21 protein-coding genes are annotated in these 22,386 nt (G+C 62.2%); 12 read left to right on the plus strand and 9 right to left on the minus strand.

Features of this window, described 5'->3' with window-relative positions; all coding sequences use genetic code 11:
- On the plus strand, nt 1–973 hold a 973-nt coding region (locus tag EN955_RS16295; protein ID WP_164769885.1), incomplete at its 5' end, for a 3-deoxy-7-phosphoheptulonate synthase class II.
- 69 nt (nt 974–1,042) lie between these two features.
- On the opposite strand, the gene EN955_RS16300 is transcribed toward EN955_RS16295, so the two are convergent.
- From EN955_RS16300 to EN955_RS16310, 3 genes are all read right to left on the minus strand, one after another.
- Entirely contained in the window at nt 1,043–1,810 is a 768-nt protein-coding gene (locus EN955_RS16300; protein WP_032899263.1) for an RES family NAD+ phosphorylase, read from the minus strand.
- The gene (locus EN955_RS16305; protein ID WP_013531903.1) at nt 1,770–2,144 is read right to left on the minus strand and encodes an MbcA/ParS/Xre antitoxin family protein; all 375 of its coding nucleotides are present in this window, start codon (nt 2,142–2,144) and stop codon (nt 1,770–1,772) included. Before EN955_RS16305 ends, EN955_RS16300 begins: the two co-directional genes overlap by 41 nt.
- A gap of 90 nt (nt 2,145–2,234) precedes the next feature.
- The gene (locus tag EN955_RS16310; RefSeq protein WP_024503563.1) at nt 2,235–3,302 is read right to left on the minus strand and encodes a GGDEF domain-containing protein; all 1,068 of its coding nucleotides are present in this window, start codon (nt 3,300–3,302) and stop codon (nt 2,235–2,237) included.
- 410 nt (nt 3,303–3,712) lie between these two features.
- On the opposite strand from EN955_RS16310, the gene EN955_RS16315 reads away from it, so the two are divergent.
- From EN955_RS16315 to EN955_RS16325, 3 genes are all read left to right on the plus strand, one after another.
- On the plus strand, nt 3,713–4,129 hold the full coding sequence (locus EN955_RS16315) for a GFA family protein (protein ID WP_013531901.1): 417 nt from the start codon (nt 3,713–3,715) through the stop codon (nt 4,127–4,129).
- A gap of 81 nt (nt 4,130–4,210) precedes the next feature.
- Entirely contained in the window at nt 4,211–4,570 is a 360-nt protein-coding gene (locus EN955_RS16320; protein ID WP_024503562.1) for a diacylglycerol kinase, read from the plus strand.
- A gap of 40 nt (nt 4,571–4,610) precedes the next feature.
- Nucleotides 4,611–5,198 carry a hemerythrin domain-containing protein gene (locus EN955_RS16325; protein ID WP_024503561.1) on the plus strand — a complete coding sequence of 196 codons (588 nt, stop codon included), beginning with the start codon at nt 4,611–4,613 and terminating at the stop codon, nt 5,196–5,198.
- A 3-nt stretch (nt 5,199–5,201) separates the two neighbouring features.
- On the opposite strand, the gene EN955_RS16330 is transcribed toward EN955_RS16325, so the two are convergent.
- Nucleotides 5,202–5,789 (minus strand): DedA family protein, encoded by a 588-nt coding sequence (locus tag EN955_RS16330; RefSeq protein ID WP_024503560.1) that lies wholly within the window; start codon nt 5,787–5,789, stop codon nt 5,202–5,204.
- Nucleotides 5,786–6,349: a DUF1003 domain-containing protein gene (locus EN955_RS16335; RefSeq protein WP_024503559.1), complete on the minus strand. Its 564-nt coding sequence runs from the start codon at nt 6,347–6,349 to the stop codon at nt 5,786–5,788. Before EN955_RS16335 ends, EN955_RS16330 begins: the two co-directional genes overlap by 4 nt.
- Before the next feature lie 92 nt (nt 6,350–6,441).
- Here EN955_RS16335 and EN955_RS16340 point away from each other — a divergent pair, with 92 nt between their 5' ends.
- The 6 genes from EN955_RS16340 to gltX all read left to right on the plus strand — a co-directional run bounded on the left by EN955_RS16340 (nt 6,442) and on the right by gltX (nt 14,613).
- Nucleotides 6,442–7,158 (plus strand): DNA-3-methyladenine glycosylase I, encoded by a 717-nt coding sequence (locus EN955_RS16340; RefSeq protein WP_024503558.1) that lies wholly within the window; start codon nt 6,442–6,444, stop codon nt 7,156–7,158.
- 150 nt (nt 7,159–7,308) lie between these two features.
- Nucleotides 7,309–8,985 (plus strand): NAD+ synthase, encoded by a 1,677-nt coding sequence (locus EN955_RS16345; protein WP_024503557.1) that lies wholly within the window; start codon nt 7,309–7,311, stop codon nt 8,983–8,985.
- 36 nt (nt 8,986–9,021) lie between these two features.
- Nucleotides 9,022–9,432 carry a GNAT family N-acetyltransferase gene (locus tag EN955_RS16350; RefSeq protein WP_024503556.1) on the plus strand — a complete coding sequence of 137 codons (411 nt, stop codon included), beginning with the start codon at nt 9,022–9,024 and terminating at the stop codon, nt 9,430–9,432.
- A gap of 380 nt (nt 9,433–9,812) precedes the next feature.
- Nucleotides 9,813–11,618, plus strand: a complete 1,806-nt coding sequence (locus EN955_RS16355) for an ABC transporter ATP-binding protein (protein WP_024503555.1) — start codon at nt 9,813–9,815, stop codon at nt 11,616–11,618.
- Between the two features lie 260 nt (nt 11,619–11,878).
- Nucleotides 11,879–13,054: a hypothetical protein gene (locus EN955_RS16360; RefSeq protein WP_024503554.1), complete on the plus strand. Its 1,176-nt coding sequence runs from the start codon at nt 11,879–11,881 to the stop codon at nt 13,052–13,054.
- 185 nt (nt 13,055–13,239) lie between these two features.
- Nucleotides 13,240–14,613: a glutamate--tRNA ligase gene (gltX, locus tag EN955_RS16365; RefSeq protein WP_024503553.1), complete on the plus strand. Its 1,374-nt coding sequence runs from the start codon at nt 13,240–13,242 to the stop codon at nt 14,611–14,613.
- Here gltX and EN955_RS16370 read toward each other — a convergent pair.
- The 3 genes from EN955_RS16370 to EN955_RS16380 all read right to left on the minus strand — a co-directional run bounded on the left by EN955_RS16370 (nt 14,531) and on the right by EN955_RS16380 (nt 19,115).
- Nucleotides 14,531–15,745, minus strand: coding sequence for a DUF2865 domain-containing protein (locus tag EN955_RS16370; protein ID WP_024503552.1), 1,215 nt, complete (start codon nt 15,743–15,745; stop codon nt 14,531–14,533). The genes gltX and EN955_RS16370 overlap by 83 nt on opposite strands.
- 88 nt (nt 15,746–15,833) lie before the next feature.
- The gene (locus EN955_RS16375; protein ID WP_024503551.1) at nt 15,834–18,158 is read right to left on the minus strand and encodes an NADP-dependent malic enzyme; all 2,325 of its coding nucleotides are present in this window, start codon (nt 18,156–18,158) and stop codon (nt 15,834–15,836) included.
- 177 nt (nt 18,159–18,335) lie between these two features.
- Nucleotides 18,336–19,115 carry an SDR family oxidoreductase gene (locus tag EN955_RS16380; protein WP_024503550.1) on the minus strand — a complete coding sequence of 260 codons (780 nt, stop codon included), beginning with the start codon at nt 19,113–19,115 and terminating at the stop codon, nt 18,336–18,338.
- Nucleotides 19,116–19,234: 119 nt separating this feature from the next.
- Here EN955_RS16380 and EN955_RS16385 point away from each other — a divergent pair, with 119 nt between their 5' ends.
- Both EN955_RS16385 and EN955_RS16390 read left to right on the plus strand, forming a co-directional pair.
- Nucleotides 19,235–20,050: a UDP-2,3-diacylglucosamine diphosphatase gene (locus EN955_RS16385; RefSeq protein WP_013531888.1), complete on the plus strand. Its 816-nt coding sequence runs from the start codon at nt 19,235–19,237 to the stop codon at nt 20,048–20,050.
- Between the two features lie 123 nt (nt 20,051–20,173).
- Complete coding sequence (locus EN955_RS16390; protein ID WP_024503549.1) at nt 20,174–21,388, plus strand: MFS transporter; 1,215 nt, start codon at nt 20,174–20,176, stop codon at nt 21,386–21,388.
- Here EN955_RS16390 and dgcA read toward each other — a convergent pair.
- A complete protein-coding gene (gene dgcA / locus EN955_RS16395) occupies nt 21,359–22,342 on the minus strand; it encodes an N-acetyl-D-Glu racemase DgcA (RefSeq protein WP_024503548.1) in 984 nt (327 codons plus the stop codon). The two genes, EN955_RS16390 and dgcA, sit on opposite strands and share 30 nt — an antisense overlap.
- Nucleotides 22,343–22,386 lie beyond the last annotated feature (44 nt).

The following is a 22,386-nucleotide window of genomic DNA, read 5'->3' on the forward strand; positions in this document are numbered from 1 at the left end:
CATCATCAACGGCATCGAATTCGACCCGAAGTCGCGCATTCCGGATCCCGCTCGCCAGGAGATGGCGTACCGCCAGTCGGCGGCGACGCTCAACCTTCTGCGCGCCTTCGCGCAAGGCGGCTATGCCAGCCTGGAGAATGTGCACCGCTGGATGCTCGGCTTCGTGTCCGACAGCCCGCAGGGCGAGAAATACGAGTCGCTCGCCAACCGCATCACCGAGACGATGGACTTCATGAAGGCCGTCGGCATCACTTCGGAAACCAACTACGCGCTGCGCGAGACCGATTTCTATACCAGCCATGAGGCGCTGCTGCTCGGCTACGAGGAGGCGCTGACGCGTGTCGATTCGACCTCCGGCGACTGGTACGCTACCTCGGGCCATATGATCTGGATCGGCGACCGCACCCGCCAGCCCGACCATGCGCATGTCGAATATTGCCGCGGCATCAAGAACCCGCTCGGCCTGAAATGCGGTCCGTCGCTGACGCCGGACGGCTTGCTGGAACTGATCGACTTGCTCAACCCCGAAAATGAACCCGGCCGGCTGACGCTGATTGCACGTTTCGGCTCCGACAAGGTCGCCGACCATCTGCCGAAGCTGGTTCGCGCGGTGCAGAAGGAAGGCCGCTCCGTGGTGTGGTCGTCGGACCCGATGCACGGCAACACGATCGAGGCCGCCGGCTACAAGACGCGGCCGTTCGACCGCATCCTGAAGGAGGTTCAGACCTTCTTCGAAGTGCACCGCGCCGAAGGCACGCATCCGGGCGGCATCCATGTCGAGATGACCGGCAAGAACGTCACCGAATGCACCGGTGGCGCGCGCGCCATCACCGCCGAGGAGTTGCAGGACCGCTACCACACCCATTGCGACCCGCGCCTCAACGCCGACCAGGCGATCGAACTGGCGTTCCTGGTGTCAGACCTGCTCAAGAAGAGCCACCCGGTGCAGCACAAGCAGGTTGCGAACGGTTAAGCTCGATTTCGGCCTGAACGGCTGACGGAAAAAGCGCTGGAGAAATCCGGCGCTTTTCTTTTGGTTGGTTCAGTGCCCGCGTTCCCAGCGCAGGCCGGCGAGTCTGGGGTCAGCAAACGCCGTCCTTGAAAACTCGATGCGCTTTTCCGGAAACTCGCAGATCGCCTGCACGCCGAACGCCCCAAGCCGGATGCGCCAGGTCCGCGGCTCCAGCGGCTTTGCCTTGGCAAAGCCGCGGCAGGTCAGCAGCGCAATGTTGGCGCCCTTGGGATCGCGCGCCGAGCGGTAGCGGATCGCCTCCAGCCCGGCCTCGCGGGCAGTATCGGCAATGGCCTGGCAAGCGGCATAGTCGGTCGGATGCGTCCATGCCGTTGCGTTACGATCGAGCGGCGGCCGGGTGAGATCGATCACCTTGGCGCATTTGATCGCGGCCGCAAAGGCCGTGTATTCGGCGGCGTCGCTTGGCCAGGGTGTTTTGGGCGACTCGGCAAAGAACAGCAGCCGGTAGAAGGCCATTTCGGCCACCGCGGTCATCATGGTCTCGGCCGCATAGTAGACGCCCTTGGTCCTGCCGGCACGGCGGAAGCGCGAACCGTGCGGATAGACCGAGCCGTAGCGGAAGGGCGTCGCCAGGAGATAGTGGAGATGGCGGCATTCAATTGGGATCTGCGGCTTAGTTTCCTCGATCAGGTCTTCCAGCATCGCCTGTTCGTCGAGCGTGTCGACGATTTTCAGCGTCGAGACATGGTGCTGCGCTTCGACCATGCGCCAGTACTTGCTGTCGATGCCGACGGTCTCAGACGAGAGCGCGTCGGGAGTCCAGATAGGCAATGACATCGACGAGCCCGGTGATGGTGAGGATCTTTTCAAGCGGAGCAGCGTCGAACGCCGTGTTGGCGTTCTTCAGCCATGCCCGGGCGACGACCGCGTCGCCGCCGACAATGGCGTCGAGCGAGCGGAACAGCCTGACGAACAACACGGCAAGCTCGAATGGCTTGGTGCCGCGCTCGAGCACGAATTCGTTCCTGCGCATGCGCGAAACCGTGGCCTCCGAAACTCCGATCACCGAGGCCAGCATTCTGGCGGTGATGTCCAGCAGATCGGCCGCGCGCACCGTTGCCTTGGTCAGGACTGCATTCTCGGCTGTCTTGGCAGCGGTTTGAGATTGCATTACGACGCCTTCCTGTTTCTGTGGAAAATATAGGCCACAAAAATTCATATGGAAAGGGGCGGGACGCAAAACAATCTGCAAACGGGAGTCTCAATCCTTCTTGTAGAGCAGCCAGCTCTTGCCTGCTCGGCCAGCCATCGTCGAGTGCCTGGTGACGCGGTTGCGGCCGCTGACCTTCGAGCGATAGAGCGCCCGGTCGGCCTTGGTGTAGAGATCTTCGGGTCCTTCGGCTTCGGACGCCATGCAGATACCCATCGAGACGGTGACGGTGCCGTAATTCGTGCCCGTCTGGCTGCTGGTGAACGGCGTCTGCTCGATCAGGGCACGAATACGCTCTGCAACGTCATAGGTGGCGTCCTCGCTGGCGCCCTCGACGATCAGCGCGAACTCCTCGCCGCCGGTGCGAGCAACGAACATGTCGCCGCGAATGCTGGTCTGGAAGATATCGGCGATGCTCTGGATGATCTTGTCGCCGACCGGGTGGCCGAAGCGGTCGTTGATGTCCTTGAAGCGGTCGATGTCGGCAAGGACCAGGGCGTTGAACAGGATACCCCTGTTGCTGTTGTAGATCCTGGTGATTTCCTTGTCGAAGGCGCGGCGATTCCAGATGTGGGTCAAGGGATCGGTGTCGGCCAACCGTTTGTATTCCTCGAGCTTCGATTTGACGGTCTCGAGTTCGGCCGTCTTGTCGCTGAGCGTCGAGGCCACCTGCCGGCCGTGATCGATCGTCGAATTGGTGGCGACCGCCATGGCGTTGGCGATCTTGTGCAAAAGATGCTGGGAGAGGAGGCTGCGGCCGTTGAGGCCGCTCGATGTCTCATCGAGGATCCTGCCGTATTTCTCGATATGGCTGCGCTCGCTCCGCAGCAGTGAAGCAACCTCCTCGAGCTCCCTGGCAATGACGTCTCGGGCATGCTCGACGATGCCAGGACCATGGTTGTGGGCAAAGAAAGTGCGCCCGATCTGATCCAGTTCATCCTGTGTCGGCCGGCTGCTCAGCGAAACGACGGCCAGGCTGAGTTCGCGATTGGTGCCGCTCAGGGCCTCATAGAAGATCTCGTAATTGCGCGGCAGGCCGAGCACGCCCAACTGGCGCATTGTCGCGACAACAGTGGCTGCGATGTCGGTGCGTTCGGTCGGGACAGCTGCCGGCTGCATTCTGGTTCTTCCCCCGGATGATCCGCGGAATTCGCGGGTCCCCTTTTGTCGCCGAACCCTGGGGAATGCGACCGACGCTTCGGAACAACTTGCGAAGGGATGCGTCCCCACCCACGGCCTTCACTTGCAGGGTGACCATAAATGCGCTGTCGCTAAAGTTCTCTTAACTGGCGAAGGTTCCGCGGGTTTCTCTGTCTGCGGGCTGTAAAAGCTCTGGTTCGCGCGTCCAACAGTTGGAAACAACGCCGGTGCAGCGGCCTGAATTCGCGATTCGCGCATCGCACGTTTCAAAATGAAACCGAATTTCGGATTCTCCACGCCAGTACATGTCGCATTTGCTTGCGTGCGTGCGCCGCAAAGCTGGAATCCTGAAGGCGATGCCAGGCACTTTTCTTTCAAGGAGGATCGACGTGAGTGGTGGTCACCAGGGATCGTGTCTGTGTGGAGCCGTCCGCTTCAGAACGAACGGAGCGTTGCGTGGCGTCGTCTATTGTCATTGCTCGCAATGCCGCAAGCAGAGCGGACATTTCTATGCCGCGACCAATGTTGCCAATGTCGACATCGTCATCGATGGCGTGGAAAGTATCACCTGGTACGAAGCCTCTACCTTCGCCAGGCGTGGGTTCTGCAAGGCATGCGGGTCGGTGCTGTTCTGGAAGCCGCGAGACCAGGACTACGTTTCAGTCATGGCGGGATCGTTCGACAAGCCGACAGGTCTTGAGGGGGAATGCCATATTTTCGTTGGTGACAAGGGCGACTATTATTCGATCGACGACGGGCTGCCGCAGTTTGAAAAGTCGACACCGTCCATACCGGTTGCTGAATGAATCTTGGACAAGTCACCTTATTCCATTGATCTGGCCAGCCATTGCATTATCCCGTGCCGGTGATTCGCAAAGGGGTTTGGCATGCAGCGGCTGATCGACGCTTATTTCAATTCGGTGCGGGCGTTTCGCAAGCTGGCCGCCAGCGAGAAGGCTTTCCAGCAGGAGCTGATGCTGCTGGCGCTGGCACTGCCGCTCGGCTGGTTCGTTTCGATCTCGTGGCGCGGTTATGCCTTGCTGATCGGCGCGGTGCTGCTCTTGATCATGGTCGAGGTGCTGAACACCGGCATCGAGGCGGCATGCGACGCTTTCAGCCGCGAGTTCAATGTCGACATCCAGTTGGCCAAGGATTGCGGTTCGCTGGCGGTGCTGATTTCGGTGCTCATCGTCGCCGGTGTCTGGGGCATCGCCATCATCGAGCGGATCACTGGGCTACCGATCTAGCCTTTCGATGCCTATATGCCAGTCACCCAAGGAGACTGTCATGGCCGGGGCCGCCAATTTTCTGCTTCTCGAACGCGTGGGCCTGCCGGACGATCTGCGCTGGCTCGTCGAAAAGTACCCGCGTGAAAACTGGCAGGACCATGCCAACGTCCACGGCATCGCCAATATGTGGCTGCAGCGGCACGACATGTTCCGCGAACTTGGCGGCATGCTGGCCAACGGCATTGACGACTTCCGTGAGGGACGGCTGACGGCGCCTGATTTCGCGCGCTGGTTCGCGCCGCGCCTCAATCATTTTCTTGGGCATCTCGACGGTCACCACAATGTCGAGGATTATCAATATTTCCCGGTATTCGCCAAGGCCGAGCCCCGTTTGAAGCGCGGCTTCGAGATTCTCGATGCCGACCACCACACCATCCATGAAGGGCTGGAGCGCAATGCCGAGGCGGCCAATGCCTTCATCAAGACGCTGCAGGAGAGCGAAGACAGACAGCGCTTTGCAGCCGACGCCTATGCCGACGAAAACAGCCGGCTGATCGCCATGCTGACAAGACATCTTGCCGACGAGGAAGACCTGATCGTCCCGCTTATCCTCGATCGGGGGGATCAGGCGCTCGGCGTGGATTGACGATCAGCCTTCCCTGGCGCGTTCCCTCCTGGCGATGTGACGGGCGACGAGCCATGCCACAACGGCCACGGTCAGGCCGATGCCAAGACCGATCAGCAACCGTTCGTGATGCATCAGCGCCTGGCCGATGAAGTGCTCTGCGCCAAGTCCAAAGACATAACCGATCGTACCGAACAGCACCGCCCAGACCGCCGATGAAAGCGCGTTGAGGATGACGAAGCGCGGCGCTGTGATATTGGAGAGTCCGGCTGCAATGCCGCCGACGAGACGCATGCCGTAGATATAGCGGTTCGACAGCACGAAAATGTCGGGATGGGTGTTGAGCAGGCGAAAGGCGCGGCGAAAGCCGGGCCGCTTGCGCAATCTGACGACATAGGGATGGTCGGCAAAGCTTCGTCCGAGGATGAAGAAGAAAGTGTCGCCGACAAAGGCGCCGAGGCCGGCCGCAAGGACGGCGTGCCACAGCACGAAGACCTGCTGGTGGGCGAAGAAGCCGCCGAGAATGGCAGCACTTTCGCCCTCCGCGATGCAACCGACAAAGACCGCGAGCAGCCCGTATTGTTCGATGAAATGGTGGATCGCGTCGGTCATGAAGCCGACTGCTGCGAAGACAGCCTTTCGTCGATCCGCTTGATCATCTCGGTCAGTTGCACGATCTCGTCGCGCATGCCGAGAATCTGGCCGTGGCGCAGTTCATCCAGCTTTTCATGCAGCGCCATGATCTCGATCTCGGCTTTCAGGTTGACCTCGTAATCGTGGGCGGCGTCGATGCGGTCCCGTTCGGTCTGGCGGTTCTGCGCCATCATGATCACAGGCGCCTGCAAGGCGGCTACCATCGACAAAACGAGATTGAGGAAGATGAACGGGTAGGGATCGAAGGCGTCACGCGACAGCAGCCAGACATTGCCCGCCGTCCATAAGACCAGAAAGGCGATGAAGGTCAGGATGAAGGACCATGACCCGCCGATGCGGGCGATCGTATCGGCAAGCCGGTCGCCGAAGGTCTGGTGGAAGGCAACGGCCTTGTTGGTGTCGCGCGAGATGGTGGTGCGTTCGAGCGTCGATTGCAGCACCCGGCTTTCGAGCTGGCTGAGGCCGTCCGGCCGCCGCTTGAGCCAGCGGTTCGCCAGATCGTCGATCGTCTTGTTCATGGCCATCTCCAGGGTCTTAGGCTTGCCGTAAGAGGTAGAGGCTGCCGGCTCACACGGGAAGTGTTAGATTGATTCCAGTTGCCGAGGGACCAATGGCCGATTTCAAGAAAATTCGCGCTCGCGCCGCAAAACGTAAGGGCGGCGAAGAGGAGCTGACGTCGCTGCTTGGTCCGGCGCCTGACAATGCCGCCGTGGCTGACATCCCCGATGACCGCATTCTCTCCATTATGGCTGAGCGCGTCTTCGCCGCCGGTTTCGTCTGGCGCGTCATCGAGCAGAAATGGCCTGGCTTCGAGGAGGCGTTTCTGCGCTTCGAGCCGAAGCGGCTGTTGTTCCAGCCCGATGATTTCTGGCACGATCTGACGGCCGACCAGCGCATCGTACGCAACCCGCAGAAGATCAAATCCGTTCGCGACAATGCTGCCTTTGTCGAGCGTGTGTCGAAGGAATATGGCGGTTTCGGCAAATTCCTTGCGGAATGGCCTGATGATGACCAGGTCGGGCTGATGGCCTGGCTCGGCAAGCATGGCAGCCGGCTGGGCGGCAACACGGGCCAGTATTTCCTGCGCTGGCTGGGGTGGGATGCGTTCGTCATCTCGGGCGATATGGCCGCGGCGTTGCGCGACGCCGGCCTCGACATCGCCGAAAGCCCGACTTCGAAGAAGGACCTGGACAAGATCCAGAGGCAAATCAATCAATGGGCAGCGGAGACGCATCTGCCGCGCCGCCATATTTCACGCATCCTGGCGATGTCGATCGGCGAGAACCATTCGCCGCAAGCGCTGCGCGAATATATGGGCGACGACTGAAACGTGGTCGCTTGCCACGATCGGCATTCGTCGATCGGTCAACACGATCGAATCGATCGGTCCGGACACGAATGACATTCGTCATTTGCTCCGAATTGGTCCAAACGAACGCCATTGCCCGAGCAATTTTGCCGCGCTAAGTCAGCAGGCATGACCAAGAAGCTCGACATCCTGCGCATCGCCGTCGCCCAGCTCAATCCGACTGTCGGCGACATATCAGGCAATCTCGCCAAAGCCCGCGAGGCGAGGGCGGATGCCGCACGTCAGGGCGCCGATCTCGTGCTCTATACCGAGCTTTTCCTCGCCGGCTACCCGCCGGAGGATCTGGTGCTGAAGCCGGCCTTTTTGAAAGCCTGCGAAAAGGCGGCACAGGACTTTGCCGCCGACACCGCGGATGGCGGTCCCGGCGTCATCATCGGCACGCCGTTGAAGCGCAAGAGCGGCACGCACAATTCGATCATCTTCGCCGACGGCGGCAAGATCGTCGCCGAACGCTACAAGCTCGATCTGCCGAACTACGGCGAGTTCGACGAGAAGCGCGTCTTCCAGGCCGGACCCGAGATCCAGGGGCCGGTCAATTTCCGCGGCGTGCGCATCGGAATTCCGATCTGCGAGGACATCTGGGGCGATGTCGATATCTGCGAGACGCTGGCCGAAAGCGGGGCGGAAATCCTGCTGGTGCCGAACGGCTCGCCCTATTATCGCGCCAAGATCGATGTCCGCCACCAGGTCGTCATCCGCCAGGTCATCGAATGTGGGCTGCCGATGATCTATGCCAACCAGCTTGGCGGCCAGGACGAGCTGATCTTCGACGGCGCTTCGTTTGCCATTGGCGCCGACAAGACACTTGCCTTCCAGATGAGCCAGTTCGAGGAAGCGGTCGACGTCACCACCTGGAAGAGACAAGGCGATCACTGGGTCTGCTCGGAAGGGCCGATGTCGAAAATCCCGGACCGGGAGGAGGCCGACTATCGCGCCTGCATGCTGGGCCTGCGCGACTACGTCAACAAGAACGGCTTCAAGAACGTCGTGCTTGGTCTGTCCGGCGGCATCGATTCGGCGATCTGCGCGGCGCTGGCCGTCGATGCGCTCGGCGAGGAACGGCTGCGCGCGGTGATGATGCCCTACCGCTATACCTCGAAGGATTCGCTCAAAGATGCCGAGGATTGCGCCCGCGCTCTCGGCTGCCGCTATGACATCGTGCCGATCTTCGAACCCGTGGAGGGCTTCCTGCACGCGCTGACGCAGATGTTCGAAGGCACCAAGGAAGGTATCACCGAGGAGAATTTGCAGAGCCGCGCACGCGGCACCATCCTGATGGCGATCTCCAACAAGTTCGGCTCGATGGTCGTCACCACCGGCAACAAGAGCGAGATGTCGGTCGGTTATGCCACGCTCTATGGCGACATGAACGGCGGCTTCAATCCGATCAAGGACCTTTACAAGATGCAGGTCTACGCGCTGTCGCGCTGGCGCAACAGCCACGTGCCGCCGGGTGCGCTGGGCCCCTCGGGCGAGGTGATCCCGAAGAACATCATCGACAAGGCACCGTCGGCGGAATTGCGCGAGAACCAGACCGACCAGGATTCGCTGCCGCCCTATCCGGTGCTGGACGATATCCTCGAATGCCTGGTCGAGAATGAGATGGGTGTCGACGACATCGTCGCGCGCGGCCATGACCGGGCGACGGTGACGCGCATCGAGCACCTGCTCTACATCGCAGAATACAAGCGACGGCAGGCGGCGCCGGGCGTGAAGATCACGAAAAAGAATTTTGGCCGCGACCGCCGCTACCCCATCACCAATCGTTTCAGGGATCGCAGCTAGGTACCGAAAGCGCACGCGGCGCGGCCGGAGACAACCATGCCCGATTGTGAGATCAGCTTCGACATGTCACGGATCGATTTCCGTGCGACATCGGACCTGTTGATGGCAAGCTATTGGGGCGCCGGACGCACTGACGAAGTCCATCGCCGCGCCTTTGCCAATTCGCTTTGCGTCGGCGCCTATGTCGATGGCAGGCAAGTCGGCTTCGGCCGGGCGATCACCGACCGCACCGTATTCGCCTATCTCGCCGATCTCATCATCTGGCCGGAGAATCGCGGGCAAGGCATAGGAAGCCGGCTCGTCCAGGCCCTGATCGACCATCCGGAGGTCAGGACCGTTTTCCATTGGAGCCTGTCGACCAGCGATGCCCATGGCATGTATGAAAAGCTCGGGTTCAAGCCATCGACCGATGGCCGCTACATGCGCTTGGATCGCGTTCCTAAATGAGGCGCGGCTTGCCCGCCATTGTTGCAAAATAATCGCAGTGGTTGGACCAGATACGCTTTTGGCGTCAGCCCGTCTTGGCGGTGCATCGGAGCGTCTCTATAAGAACCCCTCCGCAATTGTCTTGCGGGAGGTCCGAATGGCAGTATTTCACATGGTAATGCGAGGCCGCGAAGCCTAGGTCTCATCCGGCGCTCAGCGAAGGTTTGCCCTTCGTGCCGATGCCGAATCGAGCACAGGCTTTTGCCGATGCCGGTCGCCGCCCGATTATGGGCGAGACGCCAAATATGCCACTCCGCTTTCCGGGCACTCATTGGCCCCTTGCGCGGCTTCTTCAATTTTCGACCTACTGGGATCGGGCTCGTTTGTGCCCGAATGACATCATGGCTCGTTTCAAGATCGATTTGCGCGCGAGCGCCTTTCGCAGCGTTCTCGGCTTCACGCTCACCCATTGGCGGCGCCAGCCGTGGCGGCTCTCGCTCATCATGGCCAGCTTCCTGCTGTCGACGCTGGCCGATGTACTGACGCCGCTCTATTCCGGCCGGCTGGTCGACGCCGTCGCCAGCAGCGCCGGCGCCGACGCGATTGCCTGGAATGCCGCGCTGACGGCGTTCTCAATGTTGATGGCGCTGGCGCTGGCCGGCGTCGTGTTGCGCAACCTGGCGTTCATGGGGATCGTCGAGCTGACCTTGAAGATGATGGCCGACATCGCCGCCGATGCTTTCCATCGCGTTCAGCGCTTTTCCACCGACTGGCATGCCAATAGCTTTGCCGGCTCGACCGTGCGCAAGGTGACGCGCGGCATGTGGGCGCTCGACCTGATCAACGACACCATCCTCATCGCGTTGCTGCCGTCGATCGTCATGCTGGTCGGGTCGACGTTGCTGCTCGGCTGGTTCTGGCCGTTGATGGGTGCGGTCGTTGCTGCCGGTTCGGTGCTGTTCATCACGGTGACGGCGCTGCTGTCACTTGGCTATGTCGCGCCGGCGGCAAGGCTCGCCAACACCTGGGATACCCGCCTCGGCGGCTCGCTGGCCGACGCGGTCAGCTGCAACGCCGTGGTCAAGGGCTTTGGCGCCGAAGAGCGCGAAGAACGCCGCCTGGCCGAGGTCGTCGCCAAATGGCGTGCGCGTACACGGCGCACCTGGGTGCGCGGCACCATCAACGGCACCACGCAAGGGGTGCTGCTGCTGGTCATGCGCGCTGCGGTGATCGGCCTGGCGCTGATGCTGTGGTCGTGGGGGCAGGCGAGCGCCGGCGACGTTGCGTTCGTGCTAACCTCGCTCTTCGTGCTGCAGGGCTATCTCAGGGACATCGGCACGCATATCCGCAACCTGCAGCGCTCCATCAACGATATGGAAGAGCTGGTCGATTTCCAGTCCGAACCGCTCGGCATCGAGGACCGGCCAGGTGCCAAGCCGATCCGGATCACCGAAGGACGGATCAGCTTCGACAACGTCACCTTTCACTATGGCCATCACCGATCCGCGCTTTACCGCGACTTTTCGGTCGATATCGCGCCGGGTGAGCGCGTCGGGCTGGTCGGCCATTCGGGGTCGGGCAAGACGACCTTCGTCAAGCTTATCCAGCGGCTCTATGACGTGAACGCGGGGAAAATCCTGGTCGACGGTCAGGACATCTCGCAGGTGGCGCAAGCCTCGCTGCGCGGGCAGATCGCCATCGTTCAGCAGGAACCGATCCTGTTCCACCGGTCGCTGGCCGAAAACATCGCCTATGCCAGGCCGAGTGCGTCGCAGGAGGAGATCGAGCATGCCGCGAAGCTGGCGAGTGCGCATGACTTCATCACCAACCTGCCAAAGGGCTACGGTACACTGGTCGGCGAACGCGGCGTGAAACTGTCGGGTGGCGAGCGTCAGCGCGTGGCGATCGCGCGCGCCTTCCTTGCCGATGCGCGCATCCTGATCCTCGACGAGGCGACATCGAGCCTCGATTCGGAATCGGAGGTGCTGATCCAGCAGGCGATGGAGCGGCTGATGGTCGGCCGCACCACGCTGGTCATCGCGCACCGGCTTTCGACAGTGCGGGCGCTCGACAGGCTGCTGGTCTTCGATCGCGGCAACATCGTCGAGGAAGGCTCGCATGACGAACTGATCCGGCTGAAAGGCGGCATCTACCGCCGTCTGTTCGAACGCCAGGCGCTCGAACTGACCAAGGGACTTGTCAGCTGATTAGAGGCGGCCTCCAGCTTCGGCCGGAGGCCGCCTCTGTCAGGCACGGTCAGCCCAGCGGGCTGGAGCAGGAGATGCGATCGCAGGGAGGCAGTCGACCCGTCGATCAGCGCCGTGATGCTGGCCGACTTGATTTGCCTGTGAAGTCCTGTCCGGATAGTAAGTCTTGGGACCTCTGTTCATCATATTGACCGAGATACGTTGTTTCTACCATTGGTTGATATATATCCGATGGAGGCAACCCACGGACGTTCTTCACGATGCATCTTTCTGCGAATGCCGAGGAAAAGTTGGCTGCGCCGTCAGTGCTGGAATCTCAGCATGGCTCGGTTCGGCCGCTTGCTGCCGAAGATCTCGAGCGCGTCGCCGCACTCTTCCTGACGAAGTTTCGCCGGCGGCGCCGTCACCTCCTCGATCGCGCTATCGCCGAAACGGCCGCGTATATGAGAGAGATTTATCTCGACCCTGCCGGCCAGTCCGGTGAAAGCAACGCTCTTGTCCAGATCAACCGGCAGGGTCGCCTGGGTGGGTTCCTCGGCGTTTTGAAAGCCCGCTACGAGCTCAATGGTGCGCCATTGAATGCGGCGATCATCGGGCCGCTCATGGCCGACCCCGGCACCGATGACGGCTCGGCCGGACCGCAATTGCTGCGGGCATTGCATCAAGGCGAATTCGATCTGCAGCTGACCGATTCGGCCAACCGGACATCCTTGGCCTTCGCGCGCCCGATGAAGTATCAACTCCTGCCGGTGCATTGTCTGGGATGGACATATGTTTTCCGGCCGGCGGGAATGGCCGCCGCCGCACTGCACCGTAAATGGCCCGGCCTGCCTCACCTTGTACTCGACCCCTTTGCGCGAGCATTCGATGCTCTTGCGAAAAGAAGGTTCGAGCCCCCCGTCCAGCATTCATCGTCGCATCGCACCCACCGTGAGCCGATCAATGCCGTGCAATTTGCCGAGGAACTGCCGACCCTCCTGTCTGGTTACGCTCTTCGGCCGAGTTGGAAGGATGGGGAGCTGCCACGGCTGCTTGCACTGGCGGCCGAGAAGCGGGCCGACGGCCCCCTTCATTTCGGTGGGATCTACGACGAAACGGGCAAAATGCTCGGTTGTTATGCCTTCTATGGTCAAGCCGGCGACATGGCGAACCTGTTGCAAATCCAGGCATTCGGATCGCATTGGGGCGCGACGCTGGATGCGCTTGTCGCCGCCGCATGGGAGATGGGCTGCGTGGGCATCACCGGGCAGACGCAGACCAGATTCATATCCCAACTCTTTGGCTACAAGAATGTCTTCTTCCGCTATGCCGGGGGAACGATGGTCCGCTCGCGGATCGCCGAGGTCACGGAAGCGGTCCGCTCCGGCGACATCTTTATCGGTGGATTGGTGGGCGACCGCTGGACCCGCCTCAGTTCCGATGATTTCGGCCGCTGATCGCCTTCAACCGGTGGTCGGCCCCAGCGGCTGGCAGCGCTCGGTTACAAAGGCCGCCTGCGGACTGGGTGCCTCCTGAGGCGTCCAACGCCCGGTCTTTTCATTCCAGCCGCCATGTTCTATGTCTGCCGGGCAGCGCGGGGGCGCGTCTTGTCAATCGTAAAAGCATCCGGTACGCCCCGCTCATGACAGTTACCGTTCGTTTCGCCCCTTCGCCGACCGGCCGCATCCATATCGGCAATGCGCGCACGGCTCTGTTCAACTGGCTGTTCGCCGTGAACAACAAGGGTCGCTTCATCCAGCGCTTCGACGACACCGACATTGCGCGCTCGAAGCAGGAGTTTTCCGACGCCATCCTCTACGACCTGCATTGGTTGGGCATTTTTCCCGACGCCACCGAGTACCAGTCGCGGCGCTTCGAAGTCTATGACGCGGCGGTCGAGAGGCTGAAGGCGGCAGGCGTTCTCTATGCCTGCTACGAAACGCCGGAGGAGCTGGATCTCAGGCGCAAGGTGCGCCGCACGCGCGGTCTGCCGCCGGTCTATGGCCGCGAGGCGTTGACCCTGACGCACGAACAGATCGCCGAATACCAGACCGATGGCCGCCGGCCGCACTGGCGTTTTCTCCTGCCCAATTTCTCAGACGATCCACAACAGCCGGAACGCACTGAAATCCACTGGAACGACTTGGTGCGCGGTGAGGAAACCGTCGATCTGGCCTCGCTTTCCGACCCGGTCCTGGTGCGCGAGGACGGCACCTATCTCTATACGCTGCCTTCCGTGGTCGACGACATCGAGATGGGCGTCAGCCATGTCATCCGCGGCGACGACCATGTCACCAACACCGGCGTGCAGATCGCCCTGTTCCAGGCACTGGCTGCCACGCCGCCAGTGTTCGGCCACCACAATCTCCTGACCACCGCATCGGGCGAGGGCTTGTCGAAGCGCACCGGCGCGCTCTCCATCGAAAGCCTGCGCGAGGACGGGATCGAGCCGATGGCCGTCGCATCATTGGCGGTCCTGGTAGGCACTTCGGAGAATGTCGCGGCGATGCCGACGATGGGCGAACTCGCCGAACGCTTCGATCCGGCGGCGACATCGAAATCCGCGGCCAAGTTCGATCCGGACGAGCTGTTCGTGCTCAACCGGTCGCTGCTGCACCACATGCCGTTCAGCGAGGCACAAGACCGTCTGATCGTGCTCGGCGTCTCCGGCGAGCAGGCCGAACCGTTCTGGCTGGCGGTGCGCGGCAATCTCGACAGGCTGGCCGATGCGGTCAACTGGTGGCGCATCCTGCGCGAAGGACCGCAGGAGAAGCCGGAATTTTCCGATGACGACCGCGACTTTCTTCGACAGGCATTCGACCTGCTGCCGGAGGAACCCTGGACCGCGACGATCTGGAAGGACTGGACGGGCAAGATCAGGGAAGCGACCGGCCGCAAGGGCAAGGCGTTGTTCATGCCGCTCAGGACAGCCCTTACCGGACTGCCTTCGGGGCCGGAGCTTGCAGATCTATTGCCGCTGATGGGTCGGGAAGGAACGTTGGCCCGACGACCCTGACCTTGCGCTGTTCCGGCGGCAGCGCGGACACGGGCGACGTCACCGGCCTGGCGGAAAGCCGCTTGATCGCCTCGCGGTCGAGCCCACCTTCCAGATTGGCCAGCGTTTCGGGATCGGCGCCCGGATCAGGTTTTGCAACCGGGACTGGAATGAATGATGACGCGTCTGTCTCTGGCTGCGATTGCACCGGATTCGGCGGATTGCCGGCAATGATCTGGAAGCCCTGCGCAGCGGCGTTGCAGCCGCAAGCCGGCGGCCGCGACATGCCGGGCCGCTTGTAGAGATAGGCGGTCGGCAATTCGCTGTAAGGTCGGCCGGTGACAGATGACATCATCGACGCCGAATCGTCGTCCATGCCGCGCGAATAGAAAACCTGCATCTCGGTGCCGGGGCAGCTCGATTCGCAATTCTTCTGGTCGCGTTCGAAATCGCCTGCCGAGGCCGAGTTCGACATAGGGAAAAAGTAGCCGTCGCAGGTGCGCACACAGGACGTGTGGAATTCGCCACCGACGCTCGGAAAATCCGGTACGCCGGGCTGGTTGAGCACACGGCGGACATTGCGCTCCTCGCTGGGATCGTCGGGCTGGTTGGGTTCATCAAGCATATCGAGCTGCTTGCTGTTGCCGCCGAAGAGCTGATCGAACAGGTTTGCGCTGCCGCCGTCGCGGTTCGCTTCCTGCAAAGGCGCACGCCGAGGCGCAACGGTGTCGCCGCGGCAGCCATTGGCGTCGAGCGCCGCCAGGATGCGTCCGCGATCGCGGCGAGAGCCACCGCCAGCCAGCCGCTCGCGCTTGTTTTGCAAGGCGTCGAGATTGGCATTCATGCGGTCGATGGTGGCGTTGAGCCCGGCGCATTGATTGAGGTTGCGGCCAAACAGCGAAAAACCGCACCCGGCCTGGCTCGCCTGGCTGCGAGCCTTCGAAATCTGCTCATGCTGCCTGGCAATCGCGGAATCGTATTTCCGGACTAGCGCCGGACCGCCACCGCCGCCGCGCGAGGACGCGGCAAGATCGGCTTCCAACTGGCGGCAGACCCGCGAAGCAGCCTGTGGCTCGGCTACTCCCCAGGTTGCGGACAACAGCAGGCCAAGCAGCACGGCAGCATGCGCCTGCTTCCACCCTCCGCTTGCCATCCGCCCAAACTCCGCCTTCCAAATCGGCTGTTAGCCCCGCAAGGCTACCGTGTTCGCGGTTAACTGCAGTTTACCGCGAAATCCGTGTTCAGCCCAGATTGACGACCGCTTGTGCCTTGTGGGCGGCTTCGACCACGGCAAGCGCCGTCATGTTGACGACGCCGCGCGAGGTGACAGACGGCGTCAATATATGCGCCGGCATGTCGGTGCCGAGCAGGATCGGCCCGACATGCAGCGCATCCGTCATGGTTCTGAGCGCCGTCAGCGTGATGTTGGCCGAATCGAGGTTGGGGAACACCAGCAAATTGGCTTCGCCCTTCAGTCTCGAATGGGGATAGACGCGCTGGCGCAGGTGCTCCGACAGAGCAGTGTCCGCATGCATCTCGCCATCGCATTCAAGGTCAGGCGCGATGCGCGCCAGGATCGCCGCTGCTTGCCGCATCTTCAGGGCGCTGGGCGAATCGCGCGAGCCGAAATCGGAATGCGACAAGAGTGCTGCCTTCGGCTCGATGCCGAAGCGCTGGATTTCTTCCGCCGCCAGCACCGTCATCTCGGCGATTTCTTCCGCCGTCGGGTCGACGGAGACGTGGGTGTCGGTCAGAAAGATGATGCCGCGCTGCGAGATCAGCATGGAAAGCGTCGACAGGTCGTGGTCCTTGATGCCGGCGCGGGGGCCGATGATCAAGGTGACGTTGCGCAGATGCCGCTCGAATCGACCTTCGAGGCCGCAGACCATGGCGTCGGCATCGCCGCGTTTCAGCGCAAGTGCTGCGATCACCGTGTTGTCGGTGCGCACCATGGTGCGCGCGGCTTCCGTCGTCACGCCACGCCGGCCGGCGAGTTCGATCAAAAGGTCGACATAGTGGCGGTAGCGCGGATCGTCTTCCGGGTTGATGAGGCCGAAATCGACCCCGGGCTTGATGCGCAGGCCGTAGCGCTTCAGGCGCACTTCGATGACGTGCGGGCGGCCGATCAGGATCGGCTCGGCGATGCCTTCCTCGAGCACCACCTGGGCAGCCCGCAGCACGCGCTCATCCTCGCCGTCGGCATAGATGACGCGCTTGGCGCTCGATGCCTTGGCGGACGAGAACACCGGCTTCATTACCAGGCCGGAGCGGAAGACGAAGCGGTTCAGCTTGTCGATATAGGCGGCAAAGTCGGTGATCGGCCGCGTCGCGACGCCGGTGTCGCAGGCTGCCTTGGCGACCGCGGGCGCTATGCGCAGGATCAGGCGCGGATCGAAGGGCGAAGGGATCAGGAATTCAGGGCCGAAGATCGGCGTCTCGCCGGAATAGGCGCGGGCCGCGACGTCCGAAGGTTCCTCGCGTGCGAGCGCTGCGATTGCCCGCACCGCCGCCATCTTCATCTCCTCATTGATGGCGCTGGCGCCGCAGTCGAGCGCACCGCGAAAAATGTAAGGAAAACACAGTACGTTGTTGACCTGATTGGGAAAATCGGACCGGCCGGTGCAGATCATCGCATCCGGACGCGCTGCACGCGCTATTTCCGGCATGATCTCCGGATTGGGGTTGGCCAGCGCCAGGATCAGCGGCTTCGGCGCCATGTGCTGGAGCAGTTCCGGCTTCAGTACGCCTGCCGCCGACAGGCCGAGGAAGACGTCGGCGCCCGAAATGACGTCGGCCAGCGTGCGCGCCTCGGTGTCCTTCACATAGGGGTCTTTCCAACGATCCATCTCATCGGTGCGGCCCTTGTAGGCGACGCCGAAACGGTCGGTGACCCAGATGTTTTCGACCTTGGCGCCGAGCGAGACCAGCAGGTTGAGGCAGGCAAGGGCGGCAGCCCCGGCGCCGGAGGTGACGATCTTGATGTCCGATATGGTCTTGCCGGCGAACTCCAGCCCGTTGAGCACGGCGGCAGCGACGATGATGGCGGTGCCGTGCTGGTCGTCGTGGAACACCGGTATGCCCATGCGGGCCTTCAGCTGTTCCTCGACCTCGAAGCATTCCGGCGCCTTGATGTCCTCGAGATTGATGCCGCCGAAGGTCGGTTCGAGGGCCGAGATCGTCTCGACCATGCGCTCGATAGCGGGCGCGTCGATCTCTATGTCGAAGACATCGATGCCGGCGAACTTCTTGAACAGGACGGCCTTGCCTTCCATGACCGGTTTGGAGGCCAGCGGGCCGATATTGCCGAGGCCGAGCACGGCCGATCCGTTTGTGACGACACCGACCAGATTGGCGCGTGCGGTGTAGTCGGCGGCGGTCGCCGGATCGTCGCGGATTTCCAGGCAGGGGGCGGCGACGCCGGGGGAATAGGCGAGCGCGAGGTCGCGCTGATTGCCGAGCGGCTTGGTCGCCTGTATCTCGAGCTTTCCCGGCCTTGGGTGCTTGTGGAAGTAGAGGGCGGCTTCGTCGAGGTCCGAACGTGCCGTCTTTTTGCTCTCGCCTTCCATGCGGCCACTCCCTCGAAATCTGCCTGGAGATTCCCTTTTAGCATGCAGCCGTGGCTTTTCGCGACGCTAATTGACGCGCCGGCGGCAATACCCGGCGGCGCGTAGAAGACCTCGAATAATCAAATACTTATGACGATTTTCTGACGGACGGCTCCGACCGTTTCACGGATAAGTTGATCAAAAGGCGCTGACGTAAAGACCACCATCGACCGGTATGTTCTGCCCGGTCAGATAGCCGGCATGGACCGAGCACAGGAAGGCGCAGATCTGGCCGAACTCCTCCGGCGTGCCGAGCCGCTTGGCCGGAACATCGGCGCTGATGCGGGTCTTGCGCGCGGCTGCGGCCTGAGGGCTTTCGACTGTGCCGGCCTCATGCGGGCCGCGCAGCCGGTCGGTGTCGAGCTTGCCCGGCAGAAGGCTGTTGATGGTGACGTTGCGGTCGACAACCGTTCTGGCCACGCCGGCAAGGAACGAGGTCAGGCCGGCACGCGCGCCGGACGAGAGGTCGAGGCCGGGAATGGGCACATAGACCGACAGCGAGGTGATGTTGACGATGCGACCGAAGCCGCGCGCCGCCATGCCGTCCAGCACGGCCTGGACCAGCTCGATCGGCGTCACCATGTTCTGGGTAACGCCTTCGAGGATCTTTTCGCGATCGAGCGTGCGGAAGTCGCGAAGCGGCGGTCCGCCATTGTTGTTGACCAGGATGTCCGGCTCGGGGCAAGCCACGAGCAGCGCCTTCTGCACCTCTGGCTTCGAGACGTCGCCGACGACTTCCGTCACCGTGACGCCATAGCGCTCGCGCAACTCAGCGGCGGTTTTCGCCACCAGCTCCGCATTGCGTCCGTTGACGACGACGTCGCAGCCGGCTTCCGCCAGCGCCATGGCGCAACCGCGCCCAAGTCCCTTGCTCGAAGCGCAGACGATGGCCTTCTTTCCGCGGATACCAAGATCCATGACGATTTCTCCTGTGATTTGGCCGGCAAGCTAGTCCTTCGGCTGGACCAATCGCAACCGTCATACGGTTGTTGCATGAATCGGGGCATAGCCTGCGCGAAAGCAAGGGTGAAATCGCGATGTCCGGCCAAGAGCCCCGCACTTTCCGCAGCATGTTCATTTCCGACGTCCATCTGGGCTCGAAGGCGGCCAAGGCCGAGTTCCTGATCGATTTCCTTCGATATCACGATGCCGATATCATCTATCTGGTGGGTGACATCGTTGATGGCTGGCGGCTGCGGCGGAGCTGGCATTGGCCGCAAAGCCATAATGACGTCGTGCAGAAACTGCTGCGCAAGGCGCGCAAGGGCGCCAACATCACCTACATCGCCGGCAACCATGACGAGTTCGCCCGCCAGTTCCAGGGCGTGCATTTCGGCGGCATCGTCGTTGCCGATCGCGCCATCCACGAGACCGCCGACGGCAAGCGGCTGCTCGTCATCCATGGCGACCAGTTCGACACCGTGGTCCACAATGCGCGCTGGCTCGCCTATCTCGGTGACCACGCCTATGACGCGGCCATGCTGGTCAACCGCGTGGTGACGCGGCTGCGCCAACTGCTCGGCCTGCCTTATTGGTCGTTTTCGTCCTGGGCCAAGCACAACGTCAAGAAGGCGGTGAACTTCATCGGCTCGTTCCAGACCATGCTTGCCGACGAGGCGCGCCGTTCGCATGTCGATGGCGTCATCTGCGGCCACATCCATCATGCCGTCATCGAAAATTTTGGCGATGTCCAGTACATCAACACCGGCGACTGGGTGGAAAGTTGTACGGCTGTGGTCGAGCATTTTGACGGCCGCATGGAAATCCTGACCTGGGCGCAGGTGCTGCCCGAGGCGCCGGACGAGCCCTTTATCCCGCTGCTTATCGAGGACCGGGTAGGGCAGGCGGCCTAGTCCGAAGTCCTTTCGGCTTCGGAATCAATCAATTAGTCCAACCGGTTTCGTCCGGTTTTCGTCCATGTTAAGGGATCGATACGCGTTGCCCTCCGGCCGAATACAGCGCGATTGGATCGATTCATGTCCCTGCCGCAGCTCTCGCCCGAACAACTCGTCAAGCCGCGCCATTTCGAACTGCGCATGAGCCTGATCTTCGCGACGCTTTTCGTGCCGCTCGGAACGCACTTGCCGTATTTTCCGCTGTGGCTGCAGGCCAAGGGTTTTCATGCCGAGCAGATCGCGGTCATTCTGGCGGCGCCGATGTTCCTGCGCGTGGTGACGACGCCGCTGCTGACCGCGCTGGCCGACCGTGCCAGGGACCGCGCCGATGTCTATGTCGCGCTGATGGCTGCGTCGCTGCTTTTGTCGGCAGGTTATTTCCTGACACCCACCTATGCGATGGTGCTGGCGGTCTCGCTGGCGCTGACCATCGTCTGGACGCCGCATTCGCCGATCGCCGATTCGCTGGCTCTTTCGGGTGTCCGCCGCTTCGGTTCGAACTACACAAGCATGCGCAAATGGGGCTCGATTTCCTATTTGTTCGCCAATATCGCCGGCGGCTTCATTCTGTCGGTAACCGGTTCACAAGCCGTTCCGGTTATCATTCTGGTGGCGTTTGCCGCCGCCCTTGCCGCCGGCCTGCTGGCGCCGCGCCTTGGCCGTCCGCGGCGCGCCTCGCCGCTGTCGGCCACCGACATCCAGCATTCAGCGCCGAAGCTTCTCAACCCGTATTTCCTGTATTTTTCCACGGGCGTCGGCGTCATCACCGCCAGCCACGCATTCCTCTACGGTTTCGTCTCCATCTACTGGAAGTCGATCGGCCTCGGCGATTCGGTAGTCGGTCTCTTATGGGCTTGGGGCGTGGTGTCGGAAGTCTGCATGTTCATGATGTTCACCCGCTTTTTCGACCGGTTCTCCGTCGTGTCGGTCATGGTGATGGCCGGAATCGGCTCCATCGTGCGCTGGATCGCCTTTCCGCTGGTCTGGCCGCTCGGCCTCGGCATTCCCGGCTTCTTCGCTGTCCAGTCGCTGCACTCGGTCTCGGTGGCGCTGGGGCTGATCGGGCTGCAGAAGATGATCGGCGAAACGATCTCCGAGGAGCGGACAGGTGCCGCGCAAGGCATTGCCTATTTCTCCAACGGCTTCTTCATGGCGGTGGTGACGCTAGCGTCCGGCCCGCTCTACGACCGTCTCGGTGTCGACGGCTTCTTTGCCATGATCCCGATTGCGTTGATCGGACTGGCGCTGATCGGCCTTGCTGCGCGCTCAGCCCCAGAGCGCCGTATCGGGCGGTGACACCAGCGATCCCTGGTAGACAAGGCCCGGTACCCGGTCGCGGGCAAGCAGCAGCGGACCGTCGAGGTCGACGAAATCGGCATGCTGGGCAAGCAGCACCGCTGGCGCCATCGCCAATGAGGTGCCGACCATGCAGCCGACCATCACGCCGAAACCGAGTTCGCGGGCGCGATCGCGCAGCACCAGTGCCGCAGTCAGGCCCCCCGACTTGTCGAGCTTGATGTTGACGGCATCGTAAAGACCGACAAGCGCTTCGAGATTCTTAGCCTCGTGCACGCTTTCATCGGCGCAGATCGGCACCGCATGGGCGATATGGCGCAGGATCTCGTCATGACCGGCCGGCAGCGGCTGTTCGATCAGCGCGATGCTTTGTTCGGCGGCAAAGGCGAAGTTCGCAACGATGTTGTCGTCGCTCCAGCCCTCATTGGCGTCGAGGATGATGCGGCTGTCTGGCGCTGCCTGCCTGACCGCCCGGATGCGGGCAATGTCGTTGTCGCCGCCGATCTTGACCTTGAGCAGCGGCCGCGCCGCATTGGCGCGGGCCTGCGCCGCCATCGCCTCCGGCTCGCCCAGCGACAGCGTGTAGGCGGTTTCGAGCGCCTGCAAGGGAACAGCACCTATCGCAACCGCCACCGATGTTCCGCTGAGCTTCGCCTCCAGATCCCATAGGGCGCAGTCTATGGCGTTGCGGGCGGCTCCGGCCGGCATGGCATCGAGCAAGGCGCTGCGGCTGATGCCATCGGCGATCCGGCCGCGCATGGCGTCGATCGCCTCGCGCACGCCCTCAATCGTCTCGCCATAGCGCTTGTAGGGGACGCATTCGCCGCGGCCGAAATGGCCGCCGTCGCTGATCGTGCAGGAGATCACTTCGGCTTCGGTCTTGGAACCGCGCGAAATGGTGAAGGTTCCGGCGATGGGAAAACGCTCGGCCTCGACCGAAATGACACGCGCCATATTTTTCTGCTCCTGCTGTGCGACAAGCGTTGTCGGCAAATCGA

The organism is Mesorhizobium sp. M7A.F.Ca.CA.001.04.2.1, assembly GCF_003998485.1.
Taxonomy (GTDB): domain Bacteria; phylum Pseudomonadota; class Alphaproteobacteria; order Rhizobiales; family Rhizobiaceae; genus Mesorhizobium; species Mesorhizobium ciceri.